The sequence below is a fragment of the Xanthomonas sp. NCPPB 2586 genome (genome assembly GCF_041475775.2).
Lineage (GTDB): Bacteria > Pseudomonadota > Gammaproteobacteria > Xanthomonadales > Xanthomonadaceae > Xanthomonas > Xanthomonas campestris.
Map to the genome: position 1 here is coordinate 3,727,508 of NZ_CM192981.1, position 18,187 is coordinate 3,745,694.

At 64.4% G+C, this 18,187-nt stretch carries 16 protein-coding genes and 1 tRNA gene; 1 reads left to right on the forward strand and 16 read right to left on the reverse strand.

All coding sequences use genetic code 11. The features are described from left to right. Positions 1-432: 432 nt before the first annotated feature. The 8 genes from ACCQ09_RS16125 to prpB form a co-directional block, all read right to left on the reverse strand. Positions 433-1,434: a nucleoside hydrolase gene (locus tag ACCQ09_RS16125; RefSeq protein ID WP_228428138.1), complete on the reverse strand. Its 1,002-nt coding sequence runs from the start codon at positions 1,432-1,434 to the stop codon at positions 433-435. Positions 1,435-1,507: 73 nt separating this feature from the next. Then, positions 1,508-3,724, reverse strand: a complete 2,217-nt coding sequence (locus ACCQ09_RS16130) for a TonB-dependent receptor (protein ID WP_228428140.1) — start codon at positions 3,722-3,724, stop codon at positions 1,508-1,510. 254 nt (positions 3,725-3,978) lie between these two features. After that, complete coding sequence (prpF, locus tag ACCQ09_RS16135; RefSeq protein ID WP_040940614.1) at positions 3,979-5,178, reverse strand: 2-methylaconitate cis-trans isomerase PrpF; 1,200 nt, start codon at positions 5,176-5,178, stop codon at positions 3,979-3,981. A 93-nt stretch (positions 5,179-5,271) separates the two neighbouring features. Beyond that, positions 5,272-5,589, reverse strand: a complete 318-nt coding sequence (locus tag ACCQ09_RS16140) for a type II toxin-antitoxin system RelE/ParE family toxin (RefSeq protein ID WP_012439035.1) — start codon at positions 5,587-5,589, stop codon at positions 5,272-5,274. Continuing rightward, positions 5,586-5,828 carry a type II toxin-antitoxin system ParD family antitoxin gene (locus tag ACCQ09_RS16145; RefSeq protein WP_019237897.1) on the reverse strand — a complete coding sequence of 81 codons (243 nt, stop codon included), beginning with the start codon at positions 5,826-5,828 and terminating at the stop codon, positions 5,586-5,588. Before ACCQ09_RS16145 ends, ACCQ09_RS16140 begins: the two co-directional genes overlap by 4 nt. 86 nt (positions 5,829-5,914) lie before the next feature. Next, positions 5,915-8,509, reverse strand: coding sequence for a Fe/S-dependent 2-methylisocitrate dehydratase AcnD (gene acnD / locus ACCQ09_RS16150; RefSeq protein ID WP_040942228.1), 2,595 nt, complete (start codon positions 8,507-8,509; stop codon positions 5,915-5,917). Positions 8,510-8,700: 191 nt separating this feature from the next. Beyond that, positions 8,701-9,855, reverse strand: coding sequence for a bifunctional 2-methylcitrate synthase/citrate synthase (gene prpC / locus ACCQ09_RS16155; RefSeq protein ID WP_011036232.1), 1,155 nt, complete (start codon positions 9,853-9,855; stop codon positions 8,701-8,703). A gap of 75 nt (positions 9,856-9,930) precedes the next feature. Continuing rightward, on the reverse strand, positions 9,931-10,827 hold the full coding sequence (prpB, locus tag ACCQ09_RS16160; RefSeq protein WP_012439038.1) for a methylisocitrate lyase: 897 nt from the start codon (positions 10,825-10,827) through the stop codon (positions 9,931-9,933). A gap of 145 nt (positions 10,828-10,972) precedes the next feature. Here prpB and prpR point away from each other — a divergent pair, with 145 nt between their 5' ends. After that, complete coding sequence (prpR, locus tag ACCQ09_RS16165; RefSeq protein ID WP_011036230.1) at positions 10,973-12,574, forward strand: propionate catabolism operon regulatory protein PrpR; 1,602 nt, start codon at positions 10,973-10,975, stop codon at positions 12,572-12,574. Positions 12,575-12,670: 96 nt separating this feature from the next. On the opposite strand, the gene ACCQ09_RS16170 is transcribed toward prpR, so the two are convergent. The 8 genes from ACCQ09_RS16170 to mltG all read right to left on the reverse strand — a co-directional run bounded on the left by ACCQ09_RS16170 (position 12,671) and on the right by mltG (position 18,148). Next, positions 12,671-13,000, reverse strand: a complete 330-nt coding sequence (locus tag ACCQ09_RS16170) for a hypothetical protein (protein ID WP_014506900.1) — start codon at positions 12,998-13,000, stop codon at positions 12,671-12,673. Between the two features lie 209 nt (positions 13,001-13,209). Then, a complete protein-coding gene (locus ACCQ09_RS16175) occupies positions 13,210-13,434 on the reverse strand; it encodes a hypothetical protein (RefSeq protein WP_040940613.1) in 225 nt (74 codons plus the stop codon). A gap of 399 nt (positions 13,435-13,833) precedes the next feature. Continuing rightward, positions 13,834-14,568, reverse strand: coding sequence for an HIRAN domain-containing protein (locus ACCQ09_RS16180; protein WP_228428143.1), 735 nt, complete (start codon positions 14,566-14,568; stop codon positions 13,834-13,836). Then, positions 14,565-15,440, reverse strand: coding sequence for a hypothetical protein (locus ACCQ09_RS16185; protein ID WP_194734220.1), 876 nt, complete (start codon positions 15,438-15,440; stop codon positions 14,565-14,567). The genes ACCQ09_RS16180 and ACCQ09_RS16185 overlap by 4 nt, the downstream gene beginning before the upstream one ends. 92 nt (positions 15,441-15,532) lie before the next feature. After that, a tRNA-Val gene (locus tag ACCQ09_RS16190) sits at positions 15,533-15,607 on the reverse strand. A gap of 176 nt (positions 15,608-15,783) precedes the next feature. Next, on the reverse strand, positions 15,784-16,137 hold the full coding sequence (locus tag ACCQ09_RS16195) for a PilZ domain-containing protein (protein WP_011036225.1): 354 nt from the start codon (positions 16,135-16,137) through the stop codon (positions 15,784-15,786). Beyond that, positions 16,134-17,093, reverse strand: a complete 960-nt coding sequence (locus ACCQ09_RS16200) for a DNA polymerase III subunit delta' (protein ID WP_040940611.1) — start codon at positions 17,091-17,093, stop codon at positions 16,134-16,136. The genes ACCQ09_RS16195 and ACCQ09_RS16200 overlap by 4 nt, the downstream gene beginning before the upstream one ends. Further along, positions 17,090-18,148 (reverse strand): endolytic transglycosylase MltG, encoded by a 1,059-nt coding sequence (gene mltG, locus ACCQ09_RS16205; protein ID WP_040940610.1) that lies wholly within the window; start codon positions 18,146-18,148, stop codon positions 17,090-17,092. The genes ACCQ09_RS16200 and mltG overlap by 4 nt, the downstream gene beginning before the upstream one ends. Between the last annotated feature and the right edge of the window lie 39 nt (positions 18,149-18,187).

Below are 18,187 nucleotides of genomic sequence, written 5' to 3' on the forward strand. Positions count from 1 at the left end.
CCGGAGTCTGAGTCGGTTGCGTTGTAGAAAACATGCACACCGACATTCTCGACCGGATCGCCGTGTGGACAACCAGCTCCACAACGCAACGACATCAACGGCAGCGTCTACAAAGCAACCGGCTCACTGTCTAGCGCGGCGCCCTCGCCGATTGCGGGACCGTTGGCGGCATGGATGCCGCCATCGAGCCCCCAGGGACGGGTTCACGGCGTGTCCCGCGAGCGGTGGGGCGCCGCGCACCCGGCCAACCAGCCTGTGGCTGCGTCCGACAAAGTGCGGCCAACAAAACCACTGCGCTGACCGCCAGGCTGGCGTTCGCCACGACAGGTGGTGACAGCGGCGCGGAGGAACCGGAGTGTACGGGGGTACATGCCGATTCCGAGCACCGGCCGCGCCCGCCTGGCGGCTGCGCAGTCGTTTTGATAGCTGCTCTTAGTGCGACTGCAACAACGTGCGCATGTACATATCGATCAACGCCGGCTTGTCCGCGCGCAGGCAAGCCTGCACGTTCGGCGTGCCGGTGCCTTCGCGCGTGTACCCCTGCGCATCGACTTCCAGATGCAATGGCGTGGTCGGGCATAGCTGCGGTTGCAGCAGCCAGGCCACCGGCACCACGTCGAACAACGTTGGCGTGGCGCTGGCCCAGGGCTGGTCGGTATTGCGCCACTGGTAGTACAGCTGGGTGAGTGCATCGGTCAGGCCATCGCCCTGTGCAAACAGGGCCACGCGCTCGGGTTCTTCCAGCGTGATCTGGGTGGCGTCCAGCGGTAGCAGCACGATCGGCACGCCAGCGGCGAACACCCGTTGTGCGGCGGGTACATCGGCCAGCAGGTTGTACTCCGGCGCCGGTGCGCTGGCCGGGCGGTACGCCGACTTGCCGTAGCCCACCCGCACCGAGCCGCCCATCGCCACGATGCGCTTGAGCTTGGCAAACCCTGCCGGGTCGCGCTGCTGTGCACGTGCCGCATCGGTCATCGGCCCCAGCACCAGCAAGGTCACCTCGCCGGGATGCAGGCGCGCCTGCTGCAGGATCATCGCCGCCGCATCCGGCAGCTTGCCTGGTAGCTGCCCCTTGGCCGCCCAACGCGCCTGGCTGAAGGGAATCGTGCTGGTGGTGCGCTCGCCCACCGCCAACGGAATCTCGCTGCCTCCGGCCTGCTGCAACAGCCGCTGCAGCAACTGCGCGCGCAGCGTGGTATCGCCCCAGGCCGAGGCGATGCCCCGCACCTGCAGTTGCGGGCTGCGCAGCAGCAGGCCCAGCGCGAAGGCGTCGTCGATGTCATCGCCGATATCGGTGGACACCACCACGCGCTCGGCCGCGGCGATGGCCGGCACTGTCTGCGCCCGCGCCGCCGCTGCCTGCACACCGCTGCACGCCAGCATCCCGCACAGGCCCACCGCTATCAGCCACCTGGTTGCCCACCGTTGTCGCATCACCGCACTCCACCACAAAAAAAACCGCCGGCATGATAGCCGGCGGTCTGGATCGCTTACCTCACACCGGCCATCAGAAATTGGCGCGGAACTGTGCACCGACGATGCGTGGGTCGTTGATGAAACCGGTGAGGTTGTTGAAGTCGATCGCACCGGTGGCGCGGATCTGGTTGGTGCAGTTGCGGCAGAACACCGACAGCTCGTACGCACCGGCGCCCCAGTTGTAGCCGATCTTCGCGCCACCTTCGACCAACGGCTGGCCAACGAACTCACGCGAGTCGTACAGGAAGAAGTTCACTTCGCTGCGGTAGGACCAGTCGGTGTAGAAGAACAGCTCGCCGTCATCGCCCATCGGGATGCCGTAGCGCAGCGTGGCGTTGGCCATCCACTTCGATGCCTGCGGCAGCGCATTGCCATCGATGATCGCGTTGCCGGCGGCGTTGAGCGGGTCGGTTACGGTGCAGGTGCGGCACACGCCCACCGACAGGGTCGGGTCTTCGATGCGGGTCCAGTTGTAGGCACCGCCGGCGGTCACACGCAGGTTCTGGGTGATCAGCGCTTCGAAGTCGAATTCGGCACCGCGTGCCTTGGTCTTGTCGGCGTTGAGCAGGCGCACATCGTTGGAGGCGCCGCCCACTGCGGTGAGCTGCTGGTTCTTCACCCGGAAGTCGTAGACGTCGAAGCTGATGCGGGCGCGGTTGTCGAACAGGTCGGACTTGATGCCGATCTCGAACGAATCCACCGTCTCCGGCTCGGCCACGGTCAGCGGTGCGGTGCCCGAAGGCACACCAAAGCTGGCGCCGCGGAAACCGCGTGCGGCACGTGCATAGACGTTGACCGCATCGTTGATGGCGAAGGTCGCCGCCACATCGCCGGTGACCTTGGAGTTGTCGGTCTCGCCGCTGGAGGGTTCCACCAGCGTGACGCGGTCCAGCGCCAGCACGTCGAAGGTCTTCTTGTCGTAGGTGTAGCGGATGCCGGAGCGCAGGTTCAGGCGGTCGGTGGCGGCATAGTTCAACGAGCCGAACGCTGCCCACGAGGTATTGCGCTGACGGGTCAGCTGGTAGCTGGCCAAATCGCCGCCGCTGAAGGTGTTGTAGGTGTAGTTCTCGCCTTCCACATCGTCATGGAAGTAGTACAGGCCGGCCTGCCAGTTGAGCGGGCCCGCGTACTGCGATTCGGCACGCAGCTCCTGGCTGTACTGGTCCAGGCTCTTGATGCCGCCGGCGGTTTCCACCGGGAACGGGATCGGGCCGGGGCCGGACGGCGGCGCGAACACTGCGCCGAAGCCGCCGTCGATATCGCCGCGGCTGTAGTACTTGCCGATGCCTTCATAGGCGGTGATCGAGTGCAGCGCGATGTCGCCCAGGTCCCAGCTCAGATTGGCGCTGCCGCCGTAGGTCTGCAGTTCCTGGTTGTTGGCGCCATCGATGGAGGCGCGCTCCGGGTCGAAGCCATCCACCAGCTGGTTGGTGCCGGGCTGGAAGATGTTGGCGCGAAACAGACGCGCGGTGCCGTCCAGGTGGCGGGCGTGCGCGTTGAACAGCGCACTGAACGTGTCGCTGCCCTGGTACAGCAGCTGCAGGCGCACGGCCGAGTCGGTATAGCCTTCCAGATCGCGGCCGTCGCGGTTTTCCACCCAGTCGTCGCGGCGTTGGCCCAGCGTGGACAGACGCGCCGCCCAATGCTCGCCCATGGCGATGCTCAGGCCGCTTTCCAGGGTCATGGTGCCGTAGGTGCCATAGGACAGGCTGGCGTAGCCGTCATTGGCGCCGATGGTCGGCTTGACCGAATTGAACTTGACCACGCCGGCCGGCGTGTTGCGGCCGAACAGCGTGCCCTGCGGGCCGCGCAGCACTTCCAGGCCTTCCAGATCGAAGATCGGGAAGCCCTTGAGGAAAGCGTTTTCCTGCACCACGTCGTCGTACACCAACGACACCGGCTGCGAGGCGTAGGTGTTGAAGTCGGTGTTGCCGTAGCCGCGGATATACACGCGCGGGAACACACGGCCGTTGGAGGATTCGATATTCAGGCTGGGCGCCTTGCCGGCCAGCACCCGGATGTCCGAGCCGCTGGTGGAGATCGCATCCAGGAATTCCGGACGCAACACGCTGGCGGACACTGGCACGTCCTTGGAGTCTTCCGAGCGGCGCTCCACCGTGACCTTGACCGCGTCCAGACGCGCAATGCCGTCATCGCTGGGCGCCTGCTGGGCCGCGGCGTAGAACGGAAGAAGGGAAGCGACGGCAACGGCGAGCGCGCTGACCTGAAGCGACCGGCTGGCTGACATGGGAGGACTCCGGATTCTGGTGACGGGGCGGCCTGGCTTTCATGCCGCGTTGCAACAGAATTAACATGATTTACACAAATATGGCAGGACGCGTGCGAAAAAGTTTTCGGAATTCGAAAGTGCGTTCTAATTAATGCAACAGGGGCGTGCAATTTACGCACTACAGCCCTCGTTGGCGGCAGCGGGACGACACAGCCGCCGCCGCCCCGGATCAGCGCAACGACGCGGATTTCCGGCCTGTTTTGCTGCGCCGATTATCCGATCCCGGCAGCATCAGCCGGCACCCGTACCCACCCTTCCATCAGCACGCGCGCACTGCGGCTCATCAATGCTTTGGTGACCTGCCACTGCCCACCCACCTGGGTGGCCTCGGCGCCCACGCGCAGGGTGCCGGAGGGGTGGCCGAAGCGCACCGCCGAGCGCGCCGCACCGCCGGCGGCCAGATTGACCAGGGTGCCCGGCACAGCGGCGGCGGTGCCGATCGCCACCGCGGCGGTCCCCATCATGGCGTGGTGCAATTTGCCCATCGACATCGCGCGCACCAGCAGATCGACCTCGGCCGCATGCACCGGCTTGCCGCTGGAGGCGGTGTAGTCGGCCGGCGGCGCCACGAAAGCCACTTTCGGCGTGTGCTGGCGCGTGGCCGCATCCTCCACGCGTGCGATCAGGCCCATGCGCACCGCGCCGTGTGCGCGCAGGGTTTCGAACATGGTCAGCGCGCGCGGGTCGCCATTGATGGCGTCCTGCAGCTCGGTGCCGGTGTAGCCCAGGTCGCGCGCGTTGACGAAGATGGTGGGAATGCCGGCGTTGATCAGGGTGGCGTCGATGGTGCCCAGGCCCGGAACCTCCAGCGCATCGATCAGGTTGCCGGTCGGAAACATCGCCCCGCCCTCGCCTTCGGCATCATCGGCCGGGTCCAGGAATTCCAGTTGCACTTCGGCCGCCGGAAAGGTCACGCCATCCAGTTCGAAGTCGCCGGTTTCCTGCACCTGGCCTGCGCGCATCGGTACGTGCGCCACGATGGTCTTGCCGATGTTGGCCTGCCAGATCCGCACCGTGGCCACGCCATCGCTCGGCACGCGTGCCGCATCGACCAGGCCATTGGCAAGCGCAAACGGCCCCACCGCCGCCGACAGATTGCCGCAGTTGCCGCTCCAATCCACGAAGGCACTGTCGATGGACACCTGCCCGAACAGATAGTCCACGTCGTGCCCCGGCCGCGTGCTGGCGCAGACAATCACGCTCTTGCTGGTGCTCGACGTCGCCCCGCCCATGCCATCGATCTGCTTGCCATACGGATCCGGGCTACCGATCACCCGCAGCAACAACGCCTCGCGCGCCGGTCCCGGCTGTTGTGCGGCAAGCGGCAGATCCTGCAGGCGGAAGAACACGCCCTTGCTGGTGCCGCCGCGCAGGTAGGTGGCGGGGATGCGGAGTTGGGGCAAATGGGTCATGTCGGCTCGGTGAGGTCGAATTGAGTTGTGCGCATGGACACGTCCGGTGCAGCAGCGCCGCGTGCTCGGCTTGGTGGGGCTGCGTGCCAGGCGTTACGGATGTGCGCTCATCCACGCAGGAATATCGCGTTGCATGTGCAGGACACGCCAGATGACGATGTCGGTTGCGCGCTCGTTGTAAAACAGCAGATAGGGAAACCGCTTGAGCGGCCAGACATGAATCTGCGGCAGCTTCAGCACCACCGCGTGGCGGCTAGAACCGGCCGCCGGATTGCGCATGAGCGTGGTCACCGCCGACTCCAGTGCTTTGGTAAAGGCCAATTCCAGCGCAAGCCCGCCCTCGGCGCCGTACCAGGCGGCGGCCCCGTCGACATCGCGCAGCGCCAAGGGGCGCCAGCGCGCCGGCTTCATTTTCCGGCAGCGCGCTGATGCGCACGCGCGCGCATGCTGTCAAAGAAGTCGGCCTCCATCGCAACAGCAGGCCCGGACTCTGCGCCGTCCAGCAACAGCGCGCGCAGGCTTTGCGCATCACGTTGCATACGGATCAGCTCGCGCAGATATTCGCTGCTCGAGCCGTAGGCATGTTCCAGGACCTGCTGGTCGACAAATTCCTTGAGCTCGTCCGGGAGCGAGATGTTCATGGTGGCCATGCAGCGACCCGATGGCAAAGATTGCCAAAGTGTGCCTCCCGGCAGCGGCATCGGCAAGCCGCTGCGCGAGACGTACTGGCGTATCTTCAGGCAGCCTTGGTTGCTTCCAGAAAATCCTGCGCAAATCGCTGCAGCACGCCGCCCGCCTCGTAGATCGACACTTCTTCTGCGGTATCCAGGCGGCAGGTCACCGGCACCTGCAGCTGCTCGCCGTTGCGTCGATGCCCCGACAGCGTCAGCGTTGCGCCCGGGGTGCGTTCGCCGACCACATCGAACGTCTCGCTGCCATCGATACCCAGCGTCTTGCGGTCGGTCCCCGGCTTGAACTCCAGCGGCAACACGCCCATGCCGATCAGGTTGGTACGGTGAATCCGCTCGAAGCCTTCGGCCACGATCGCCTCCACACCGGCCAGCCGCACGCCCTTGGCGGCCCAATCGCGCGACGAGCCTTGCCCGTAGTCGGCACCGGCAATGATGATCAACGGCTGCTTGCGCTGCATATAGGTTTCGATCGCCTCCCACATGCGCAGCACCTGCCCTTCCGGCTCCAGCCGTGCCAGCGAACCGGCCGTGACCTGGCCATCGACCACCGCCATTTCATTCATCAGCTTGGGGTTGGCAAAGGTCGCCCGCTGCGCGGTGAGATGGTCGCCGCGATGGGTGGCGTAGGAATTGAAGTCTTCTTCCGGCACGCCCATCTGGGTGAGGTATTCACCGGCTGCACTGCTGGCGAGAATCGCATTGGACGGCGACAGATGATCGGTGGTGATGTTGTCGCCCAACACCGCCAGCGGGCGCATGCCCTGCAAGGTGCGCGCACCTGCCAGCGCGCCCTCCCAATACGGCGGGCGGCGGATGTAGGTACTCTGCGCGCGCCAGTCGTACAACGGGCTGACGCGTGCACCCTGCAGGCCACTGCGCTTGAACATCGGCTCGTACACGCTGCGGAAATGCTCCGGCTTCACGCTGCGCGCGACCACCGCATCGATCTCCGCATCGCTGGGCCACAGATCCTTGAGCGTGACCGGCACACCCTCGGCATCCACGCCCAGGACATCCTTCTCGATATCGAAGCGCACCGTGCCGGCGATGGCGTAGGCAATCACCAACGGCGGCGACGCGAGAAAAGCCTGTTTCGCGTACGGGTGGATCCGTCCGTCGAAATTGCGGTTGCCCGACAACACTGCGGTGGCATACAGGTCGCGCTTGATGATTTCCTGCTGGATCACCGGGTCCAGCGCGCCGCTCATGCCGTTGCAGGTGGTGCAGGCAAACGCCACGATGCCGAAGCCCAGCTGCTCCAGCTCGCCCAGCAAGCCAGCCTCTTCCAGATACAGCTGCACCGCCTTGGAGCCGGGCGCCAGCGAACTCTTCACCCATGGTTTGCGCGTAAGACCGCGCGCATTCGCATTGCGCGCCAGCAAGCCAGCGGCGATGACGTTGCGCGGATTGGAGGTATTGGTGCACGAAGTAATCGCCGCGATGATGACCGCGCCGTCGGGCATCTGCCCTGGCACCTGCTCCCACGCAGCGGCAATGCCACGGCTGGCCAGCTCGCTGGTCGCCACGCGCTTGTGCGGGTTCGACGGCCCGGCCATGTTGCGCACCACGCTGGACAGATCGAACTGCAGCACGCGCTCGTACTGCGCTGTGACCAGATCGTCGGCCCACAAGCCGGTCTGGCGTGCGTAGGTTTCCACCAGCGCAATCTGCGTGTCTTCGCGCCCGGTCAGGCGCAGGTAGTCCAGCGTCTGCTGGTCGATGTAGAACATCGCCGCGGTGGCGCCGAACTCCGGCGTCATATTGGAAATGGTGGCGCGGTCGCCGATGGTCAGCGCACTGGCACCCGCACCGTAGAACTCCAGGTACGCGCCCACCACGCGCTGCTGGCGCAGGAATTCGGTCAGCGCCAGCACGATGTCGGTGGCGGTGATGCCCGGCGCCGGCCGCCCCAGCAACTCCACACCAATGATGTCCGGCAGCCGCATCCACGAAGCGCGGCCCAGCATCACGTTCTCCGCTTCCAGGCCACCAACGCCCACGGCAATCACGCCCAACGCATCCACGTGCGGGGTGTGGCTGTCGGTGCCCACGCAGGTATCCGGAAACGCCACGCCGTCCTGCACGTAGATCACCGGCGACATTTTTTCCAGATTGATCTGATGCATGATCCCGTTGCCCGGCGGGATCACTTCCACGTTCTCGAATGCCCGCTTGGTCCATTCGATGAAGTGAAACCGGTCTGCGTTGCGGCGGTCTTCCACGCCACGATTCTTGGCAAAGGCCTGCTTGTCGAAGCCGGCATATTCCACCGCCAGCGAGTGATCCACGATCAACTGCACCGGCACCACCGGATTGACCTGCGCCGGGTCACCACCCTGCTCGGCAATGGCATCACGCAAACCGGCTAGATCCACCAATGCGGTCTGCCCAAGGATGTCGTGACACACCACGCGCGCCGGGAACCACGGGAAATCCAGGTCGCGCTTGCGCTCGATCAACTGCCGCAGATAAGCGTCCACGTGTTGCGGATCGGCGCGGCGCACCAGGTTTTCGGCATGCACACGCGCGGTGTACGGCAGCGTGGCATACGCACCGGGCTGCAACGCATCCACAGCGGCGCGGGCATCGAAATAGTCCAACGAGGTGCCCGGCAAGGGCTTGCGGTACGAGTTGTTCATGGCTGGCGACATCACGAAGCGGGCGGGGGCTTTGGAGCGGGAATCGGGAATCGGGAATCGGGAATCGGGAATCGGGAATCGGGTAGAGGCTGCAGGGCTGTGCGGTGTTTGCAAGTACACAGTTGCGCTGTTTTCCGGCGATCTGCTCAAGAGGCAGGCAACCGGTCAACAGCGCAACCTGCAGCGCCTGCTCAGGCGCGCTGATCCAGCGGCACAAACGCCTGGTCTTCCGGCCCGGTGTAGTTGGCCGAGGGGCGGATGATCTTGCCATCCACGCGCTGCTCGATGATGTGCGCGCTCCAACCGGCCGTGCGTGCCAGCACGAACAGCGGTGTAAACATCGCCGTCGGCACGCCCATCATGTGGTAGCTCACAGCACTGAACCAATCCAGGTTCGGGAACATCTTCTTGATGTCCCACATCACCGTTTCCAGGCGCTCGGCGATGTCGTACATCTTGCGGCTGCCCTGCTCGTCCGACAGTTCGCGGGCCACGTCCTTGATCACCTTGTTGCGCGGGTCGGACACCGTGTACACCGGGTGGCCGAAGCCGATCACCACTTCCTTGCGCTCCACCCGTGCCTTGATGTCGGCCTCGGCCTCATCCGGCGTGTCGTAGCGCTTCTGCACTTCGAATGCCACTTCGTTGGCGCCACCGTGCTTGGGGCCACGCAGCGCGCCGATGCCGCCGGCAATGGCGCTGTACATGTCGCTGCCGGTGCCGGCGATAACGCGGCTCGCGAATGTCGACGCGTTGAACTCATGCTCGGCATACAGGATCAGGCTGGTGTGCATCGCGCGCACCCACGATTCTTTCGGCGCAAATCCATGCAACAGGTGCAGGAAATGCCCACCGATCGAATCGTCGTCGGTCTCTACCTCAATGCGCTTGCCGTTGTGGCTGTAGTGATACCAGTACAGCAGCATCGAGCCCAGGCTGGCCATCAGCTTGTCGGCGATATCGCGCGCACCTGGATGGTTGTGGTCGTCCTTTTCCGGCTGCAGGCAGCCGAGCACGGAAACGCCGGTGCGCATCACATCCATCGGGTGCGCCGAGGGCGGCAGCTGTTCCAGCGCAGTTTTCACCGCCGCCGGCACGCCGCGCAACGAGCGCAGCTTGGCCTTGTAACCACGCAGTTCACCACTGTTGGGGAGCTTGCCGTGCACCAGCAGATACGCGATCTCTTCGAATTCGCTGCTGGTGGCCAGGTCCAGAATGTCGTAACCACGGTAGTGCAGATCGTTGCCGCTGCGCCCCACGGTGCACAGCGCGGTATTGCCGGCGGCGGTGCCGGACAGGGCAACCGATTTCTTCGGCTTGAAACCAGGAATGACGGTGTCGTTCATGCGATGACCTCTTCAGATATGGCGTGTCGCGAAATTACTAACGGGATGGCACCGGCGACGTGCTGCGCAGCGCGATCATGCGCCCTTGCGCGCGAACAAGGCATCCAGCCGCTGTTCGTAATCGTGGTAGCCGATGCGCTCGTACAACTCTTCGCGCGTCTGCATGCTTTCCAGCACGGCGTTCTGATGCCCATCGCGGCGGATTGCGGTGTACACCGCTTCGGCGGCCTTGTTGGCAGCGCGGAAGGCAGACAGCGGGAACAACTGGATCGCCACGCCGGCCTGCGCAAGTTGGTCGCGGGTGAACAACGGCGTCTTGCCGAATTCGGTGATGTTGGCCAGCACAGGCACGCGCACCGCATCAACGAAGCGCTGGTAGGTCTCCAGGTCATAGGCGGCCTCGGCAAAGATGCCATCCGCGCCCGCCTCCACGCAGGCGATCGCGCGTTCGATCGCGGCATCCACGCCTTCCATCTGGATCGCATCGGTGCGCGCAATCAGGAAGAACGCCGGATCGGTCTTGGCATCGGCCGCTGCCTTGACCCGATCCACCATCTCGCCCTGGCTGACGATCTCCTTGCCCGGGCGATGGCCGCAGCGCTTGGCGCCGACCTGATCTTCGATATGGCAGCCGGCCGCGCCCGCCTTGATCAGCGACTTGATGGTGCGTTCGATATTGAACGCGCTCGGCCCGAAGCCGGTGTCCACGTCCACCAGCAACGGCAGCGCGCAGACATCGGTGATGCGGCGCACATCGATCAGCACGTCTTCCAAGGTGTTGATGCCCAGATCCGGCAAGCCCAGCGACCCGGCCGCCACCCCGCCGCCGGAAAGATAGATGGCTTGATAGCCGGCGCGTTGCGCCAGCAACGCGTGGTTGGCGTTGATGGCGCCGATCACCTGCAGCGGCGATTCGGCGGCCAGGGCTGCACGGAACCGGGCGCCAGCGGAAGACAGGGGCAAGGACGTCATGGCGATTCCTGAAATGGGATGACTGCAGTAGCGCAAGGGGCGTGCCAACCGTAAGCCATTGATGTGATTGACCGTGCCCGCTCGCAGCGTTGCATCAATGAAACAGTTGGAGCACTATGCAACATCACTGAAACGTCAGCGAATCATGCCTCACTCCTCCTTCGTCGCTCCTGCGGATGGCACCCTGCCGGTGATCTGGACGGTCAGCGTGTCGCGCCTGACCGGCCTGCTGGCCGATGTCATTCCCGAGTTCGACCAGCGCGCACACATTGAGCAGATCAACCTCGGCTTTGCCGAGGCGGTCGAGGTCATCGGCCAGCGCCTGCGCCGCGAGCGCTGCGATGTGCTGGTGGCTGGCGGCTCCAACGCCGCTTACCTGCGCAGCCGGCTACCGCTGCCGCTGGCGCCGATCCAGGCCACCGGCTTCGACCTGATGGAAGCACTGGCGCGCGCGCGCCGCATCGCACCGCGCATCGGCGTGGTGACCCATGCCACCGACGTGCCGTCATTTCAGCCGTTCCAGGACAGCTTCGCGCTGGACATCGCCCACCGCCGCTTCGTCACTGCCGAGGACGCCCGCGACTGCATCGCCGACCTGCGTGCCAGCGGCATCCAGGTGATCGTCGGGACCGGCATGGCGATCGACTTCGCCGAACAGGCCGGCCTGCCCGGCGTGTTGTTGTACTCGGCCGACTCGGTCCGCCTGGCGCTCGACCAGGCGATCGCCCTGGCCACCGCGCCCAGCAGCGCAGCCCCCGCTCTACGCAATGCCACACGCCGCACGCGCAACCAACCGGCCGCACTGCTCGGCGAAGACACCGCCATGGTGCAGGTGCGCGCACTGGTGCAGCTGTACGCGCCGCACGCCAGCACCGTGTTGATCAGCGGAGAGACCGGCACCGGCAAGGAGCTGGTTGCGCGGCAGCTGCACGCCGGCAGCCGCCGCCGGGGCCGGTTTGTGGCGATCAACTGCGGCGCGATCACCGAGTCGCTGCTGGAAGCGGAACTGTTCGGCTACAGCGATGGCGCCTTCACCGGCGCGCGGCGCGGCGGCCACACAGGGCTGATCGAAGCCGCGCAGGACGGCACCCTGTTTCTCGATGAAATCGGCGAGCTCCCACTGCCGCTGCAGACCCGCCTGCTGCGTGTACTGGAAGAACGCGAGGTGCTGCGCGTTGGCGCCACCGTGCCGGTACCGGTCGATGTGCGCGTGGTGGCGGCCAGCCTGCAGCCGCTGCAGACACTCGTCGACCAGGGGCGCTTCCGCCGCGACCTGTTCTATCGCCTGGCCGCGTTGCGCATCGACCTGCCGCCGCTGCGGAATCGCCCCGACGACATCGCCTTGTTACTCACGCACTACGCGCAACACGGCAGCGAGACGGCATTGCCACTCTCGCCCGCTGCGCTGCAGCGACTGCAACAGCACGCCTGGCCCGGCAACGTGCGTGAGCTACGTAACCTGGTCGAGCGTCTGTGCATTCATTGGAAGGCGCAAGCACAGGGCCAGGTGAGTCTGGCCCAGCTCGAGGCCTGGGCTCCGGAGCTGGCCGATGCCAGCACGCCAGCGGGCTACGATTCCACATCCGCCGACGCAGCCAGCTCGCGCGCGCACCTCACCGCGACATTGGTACGTGCGGCACTGGAACGTGCGCAGGGCAACCGCGCGTCCGCAGCCAAAGCGTTGGGCGTCTCGCGCACCACCCTCTGGCGCTGGATGCAGGCACAGGAGCTCGCTTCTTCGCAGTGACCGGCGCACGCACGCGCGCTTGAGTACTAGCGCTAGAACAGATCGCCGCGGCACGGCTTTTGCGACTGACGCTGCACCTGCGCCCGCAGGCACGCACTACTTGACCGGTGTGTACTCGGATTCGCCGGTGCTTAGGTTGCCGGTCGACTGATCGATGGCGTAGTTGATCGTGCCCACGCCATTGGAAACCTGCAGCACATCGCCACGCAGTACCGCCGGATAGTTCTTGGTCTTCACCCCGTTGCCGAACAGCTCGGGCCGGGTATCGCGAATGATGAAGCTTTCGCCGTTGTGCTCGATGCTCAGCACGTTCTTCGGCGCCTTGGCGTTGACCCACTTGCCCACGAATTCCTCGCCCATGTCCTTGGCGCAACCGGCCAGCAGGAGCAGGCTCGCAGCCAATGCAGTTCCAAGCAGCGTCTTCATCGCCACTCCTTCGTTGAATCCAGGGCCGAGCAGGATGGCGGTTCTCCCACGGGCCTGCAATAAGCAGACGCCACCGCAATCCCAGTGCGGCCGGTTGGGATTCATCGGCCTGGCAAAAAGGGGACGCACGCCGCAGTGCAAGCGTCGAACGCACAGCACACCGCTACAGCGACCGCACGGCGGCTGCCCCCCCCGAAGAAGGCGCAGCGTCAGCGCAACGCCAGCTGCAGATCGCCGGGCGCAGGCGACATCACCAGATCGGCCATGTCCGCCAGGCTCTGTGCCGAGGCGGCTGCAGCGGCCAGATCATCGAAGCACACGCCCAGCTCGCCGACGGTGTAATGGCGCGTCACTGCACCCTGCTCACTGACGCGCACCTCATACACCGGAAACCGGCGTGTTCCAGCCACCATCATTCGACTTTGCGTACGCATGGGTCTGTCTCCGTCGAGTAGCGCGTCAGGGTCGCTGCGCTGCGGCCGGACTGTCGGGGGCTGCCTGCAAGTGAACCGATCGTTCCCATCGCAGCGCCTCGTCCCCACCCCATCCGCACCGCCGCCGCATCTGCGCGCCACCTTCCGCGCACCACCGCTACCGGCAGGTGAAAAACCTCTTACACGCGGGTGTACGTTGCGCGTGCATGCAACGCGCCGACGCGACCACCACCGCGGCTCGCTGACTAAATTCCTGCAACGAACGCCTGAACGAACGCATGAGTCTTCGGAGATAGCTCATCGTTGCTACCCATCCCAGCCTCCGGACTTAATTCCGTAGACGAAATCTACTAAAGCCAAGGACACCATAAGCGCATAATCAGTAAAGGCTCAAACCATCTAAGACACCGGAGCTTTCGGCACTTCATCAAACACATGGGAGCCGAAAAAATCGAAGCCCGCCGGCCAAGGTGCCACGACCTTACAAAGCACCTTATAAGCAGCAGGAGCATTATTATTAAGCCGCTCAACTGTCACCAAAAGATCCTGAGGCGGGCAAAGTTGCGCTAAACGGGAAAGGTCGTGACTGTAGTACCTCGGAGCGTACCCAACTACTGACACCGGATCTCCAGTGCGCAAAAGCAATGCCGCGGAATCCTGCTCGTTCTGAAAGTCCTTCATGACAAAGAGGCGATCACCGATTTTCAAGTCGATATCAGCGGTTCCCGGAATGTAACTGATGCCACGCACAAAAAAGAAAGCCTCAAAGCTTCCGTCTTCTTTCCTCTCTGGCGCAGGAATCAGCTCGATTTGGTCTGTAGCACGAATACCGCCAGATCTCGCCAACTCGTCAAGTTCGTCATGCTCTTCTGGTGAGAGACCAAGCCATAAAATATAATTTTGATACTCAGGCCGCGACCGAGGCAAAGTCCGATTTTTCAAGATCGGAAAAATTTCCGCAGAGCGGTACTCTTGATACAGATCTTCCATGCGCGCAAATCCGCTGAAGCCCGGCACCTCCCATGCGCCCTTCGTATACACCAGACGATAGACACCTCCGTTCTTTGTAACCTTAGCTACAGGAGACCAGCGACGACTTTCATGTTGTTGAATGGCGAGGTAGAGGGATTTCATTTTTCGTCCAAAAGTCGGTCTCTGTTGACCTTGAGGAGCTCGGCAGCAAAGCGGCGGGCTGGATCTGTAATCCAACCTACAGGAATTCTATTTAGCAGTGCCAAGAAACTACTCGGATCCAGCTCATGGAGTCGATTTAGCCAGTAAGCTCCTTTGTCTGGGCATGATCTGGCAAATGCAAAAAAAGCTTCACCTGATTGCAATGGGCCCATGCCGTCGTAAATGGGCACCTTTGCTCTCCTTGCATATCCAAGAACACCATGATCAGGATGGTTTGCGTCCAACTTCTGTATTCGCCTTTGATCTGTCTCATTCCTACCTAGACTTGAAGCGTGATCAAACGTCGGCGCGAGGTAGATTGCACCGTGTGAGTTGATGAGGCCCCAGTTCTCCTCATGCCTATCCTGATTTGCGATCAAAGCATCGAGCAGAAGATATCCAGACATCACATCTGCCGCGTTGAAAAAGGACGTCGGTGAGACCCATCCGCTTGGAAGCGCAACCTGCGGTCTATTCAGGAGGCTGCTCAGGCGGCCAATGGTGTGTGCTTGGCCCCTAGTGTGCCTACTCACCGTCTCACGGGCTGCGAAGCCAATCAGCTCATTGCCAAGGATGAGCCGCGCGCCAGATGGAACAAAGGATTCGGTAACCACACCTCGTCGGCCTTCATACTCTGCCAAGCTATACGTAGCGTGCGGCAAACCGAGGAGGGCCGCTAGCTCGGCTGCAATCACCTCTGCCCAGTTTTCCCCAGTCCCAGGTCGCCCCTCCTTAAAGAGACGACGACTGTCGTCAAACCAGAACTTCGCTTTGGTTCCCATCTGCTCTGGCAAGTCAGCAGCACCACTTGGAACTTGCACGATCTGGAACATAGAACCCCCCCTGTCCATGGCCCACTGCACTTACCTCGCATTTACGAAAAAAACCGGCCATTGGCCGGTTTTTTTCGTAAACACTACAAATATGGTGGGCGGTACAGGGATCGAACCTGTGACCCTTGCCGTGTGAAGGCAATGCTCTACCGCTGAGCTAACCGCCCGGTGACGCGAGCCGCACATTATAGGGCAGCGGCGGAGATCGTCAACAGTTGTTTACCGCGTGGCGCAACGTACTGAAACCGCGGTGCCGCCGCCCCACGATCACCACGCGCATGCAGCGCACCTGCGGCCCAGTCTTGCGCTCGCCGCGCGCCATCGGCCGCGGCAATTGCCTGCCTTACATCGTGTGGGTCGGCTTGTCGGAGGTGGTCAAACCGGCCAGCAGCGTTTCGATCTTGTTGCGCACCGCCTCGCCTTCCGGGCCGTCCGGAAACTGCACGCCGATACCAGCCGCGCGGTTGCCCTGCGCGCCCGCAGGCGTGGTCCACACCACCTTGCCGGCCACCGGGAGACGCTCGCTTGAATCAGGCAGCGTCAACAGCAGAAACACCTCATCGCCCAGCATGTAGCGCTTGGGGGTCGGCACGAAGATGCCGCCACTTTTCACGAACGGCATGTAGGCGCTGTACAGCGCGGCCTTGTCCTTCAACGCCAGCGACAAAATGCCTTGGCGTGCATTCATTGCACTCATCGAGTTCCCCTAGAACGGGCCGGGCGCTCTCCCTCGCGCCAGGCCAGCAACAATTCCGCCACCGCCAGATCGGCGCGGACGGTGGTGCGCAACAAATCACGGGTGCGATTGGCGGCGTCGAACCAGGTCGCCAGCTTGTGCAACCGCGATGGATCGGTCAAGCCGGCCGATGCCTGTGCCAACGCCAGGTCGGCAGCATGCCGCAGACGCTGATCGGCCTGGCCATCGTTGGTCCAGCGCTGCGCCACGTCCACCGCGCCGACGCGGCCACTGGCGATCTGCTCCAGGTCCTGCGCCACGGCGCGGCGCACGGCCAGGCCGTCTTCGCGCAGCCACTGGGCGGCAAGCCCGGGATGGCCACGCGCGGCCTCCAGCGCCTCCTGCGCCGCACGTTCGCTGACGCCTTGGGTCAGCAGCCAGGCCAGCGCTTCGTGGGCTGGCGGCAGCTTGAATTCCAGGCGTTGGCAGCGGCTGCGGATGGTGGCCGGCAAGCGCGCCGGCTGCGCACTGATCAACCACAGGTAGCGGCCAGGCGAGGGTTCTTCCAGTGTCTTGAGCAAGGCATTGCAGGCGGCGCGGTTGATCGCATCGGCCGGGTCGACGATCACCACCTGCGCGATGCCGTACTGCGGCGTCAGCGACAGCTTCTGCGAGATCTCGCGCACCTGTTCGATGACGATCTCGGTGCGCAGCTTGTCGCCGGTGCGGTTGGCAACGAACGACACCAGCTGCAGATCCGGATGCGTGCCCGCGGCGATCAGCTGACGGGTGCGCTGCGCCACTGCCGGATCCGGCGCACTGGCCAGCACGTGCTCGGCCAGCGCCAGCGCCACCGCGCGCTTGCCCAGCCCGTCCGGGCCGCAGATCAGCAGGCCATGCCCGAGCCGGCCGGCATCCAGCGCGGCCAGGGTCTGGTCGTAGGCGCGTTGTTGCCAGGGTGAAAACGCAGGCGTCATGGCGTGGGCTCCGGCTGACGGCGGCGCTGCAGATAGCGCGCCACGGCTGCATTGTGTTCGTCCAAGGTGGCCGAAAACGCATGCGCACCGCTGCCATCGCCCACCGCGACGAAGTACAGCGCGTTGCCCGGCGCCGGGCGTACCGCGGCCAGCAGCGCTTCGCGGCCCGGCATGGCGATCGGCGTGGGCGTCAGGCCGGTACGGGTGTAGGTGTTGTACGGCGTGTCGGTGGTGAGATCGCGGCGACGGATATTGCCGTCGTAGCTGCTGCCGATGCCGTAGATCACGGTCGGGTCGGTCTGCAGCTTCATGCCCATCTGCAGGCGGCGCACGAACACGCCCGCGATCTGCGGCCGCTCGGTGCCCAGCGCGGTTTCCTTCTCGATGATGGAGGCCAGGATCAACGCCTGTTCGGGCGAGCTCAGCGGCAGTTGCGGGGCGCGCTGTTCCCAGGCCTGCGCCAGCGCCTTGTCCATTGCCGCATGCGCGCGCTTGAGCACGTCCAGGTCACTGTCGCCGCGCTGGTACAGATACGTTTCCGGTAGGAAGCGCCCTTCCGGATGCTGGCCGGCAACGCCCAGCCGCGCCATCAGTGCGGCATCGTCCAGGCCCGCGATGGTCTGCTGCAGCGGCGTGGCCGTGCCCAGGGCCGCGCGCAGCTGACGGAAGTTCCAGCCTTCCACCAGGGTAAAGCGGTACTGGATCACCCGGCCCTGGCGCATACGCAATAACAGCGCACGCGGCGACAACGCCGGCGTCAGCGCGTATTCGCCTACCTTGAGCTTGCCGGCCGCATCCACCTGGCGGGCCAGCAACTGCCATTCGAGATCACTGCCCTGCTGCACCCCGGCCTCGCGCAGCTTGCGCAGCGTGGCCTTGAGCGAATCGCCGGGCGCGATGACCACGCTGGGCGTGCTCGCAGTGACCGGCGTCTCGGCAAAATGCACGTAGTGCCGCCACGCCACCGCGGCCGCGATCGCCAGCAGCGCCGCAAGCAACAGCACCGTCCCCAGCACGGCCAGAAATCCGCGTTTGCCAGTTACCGCCACACCCACCTCGTCATTGCTCCAGCGCCGCGCAGGATACCGCGCGCC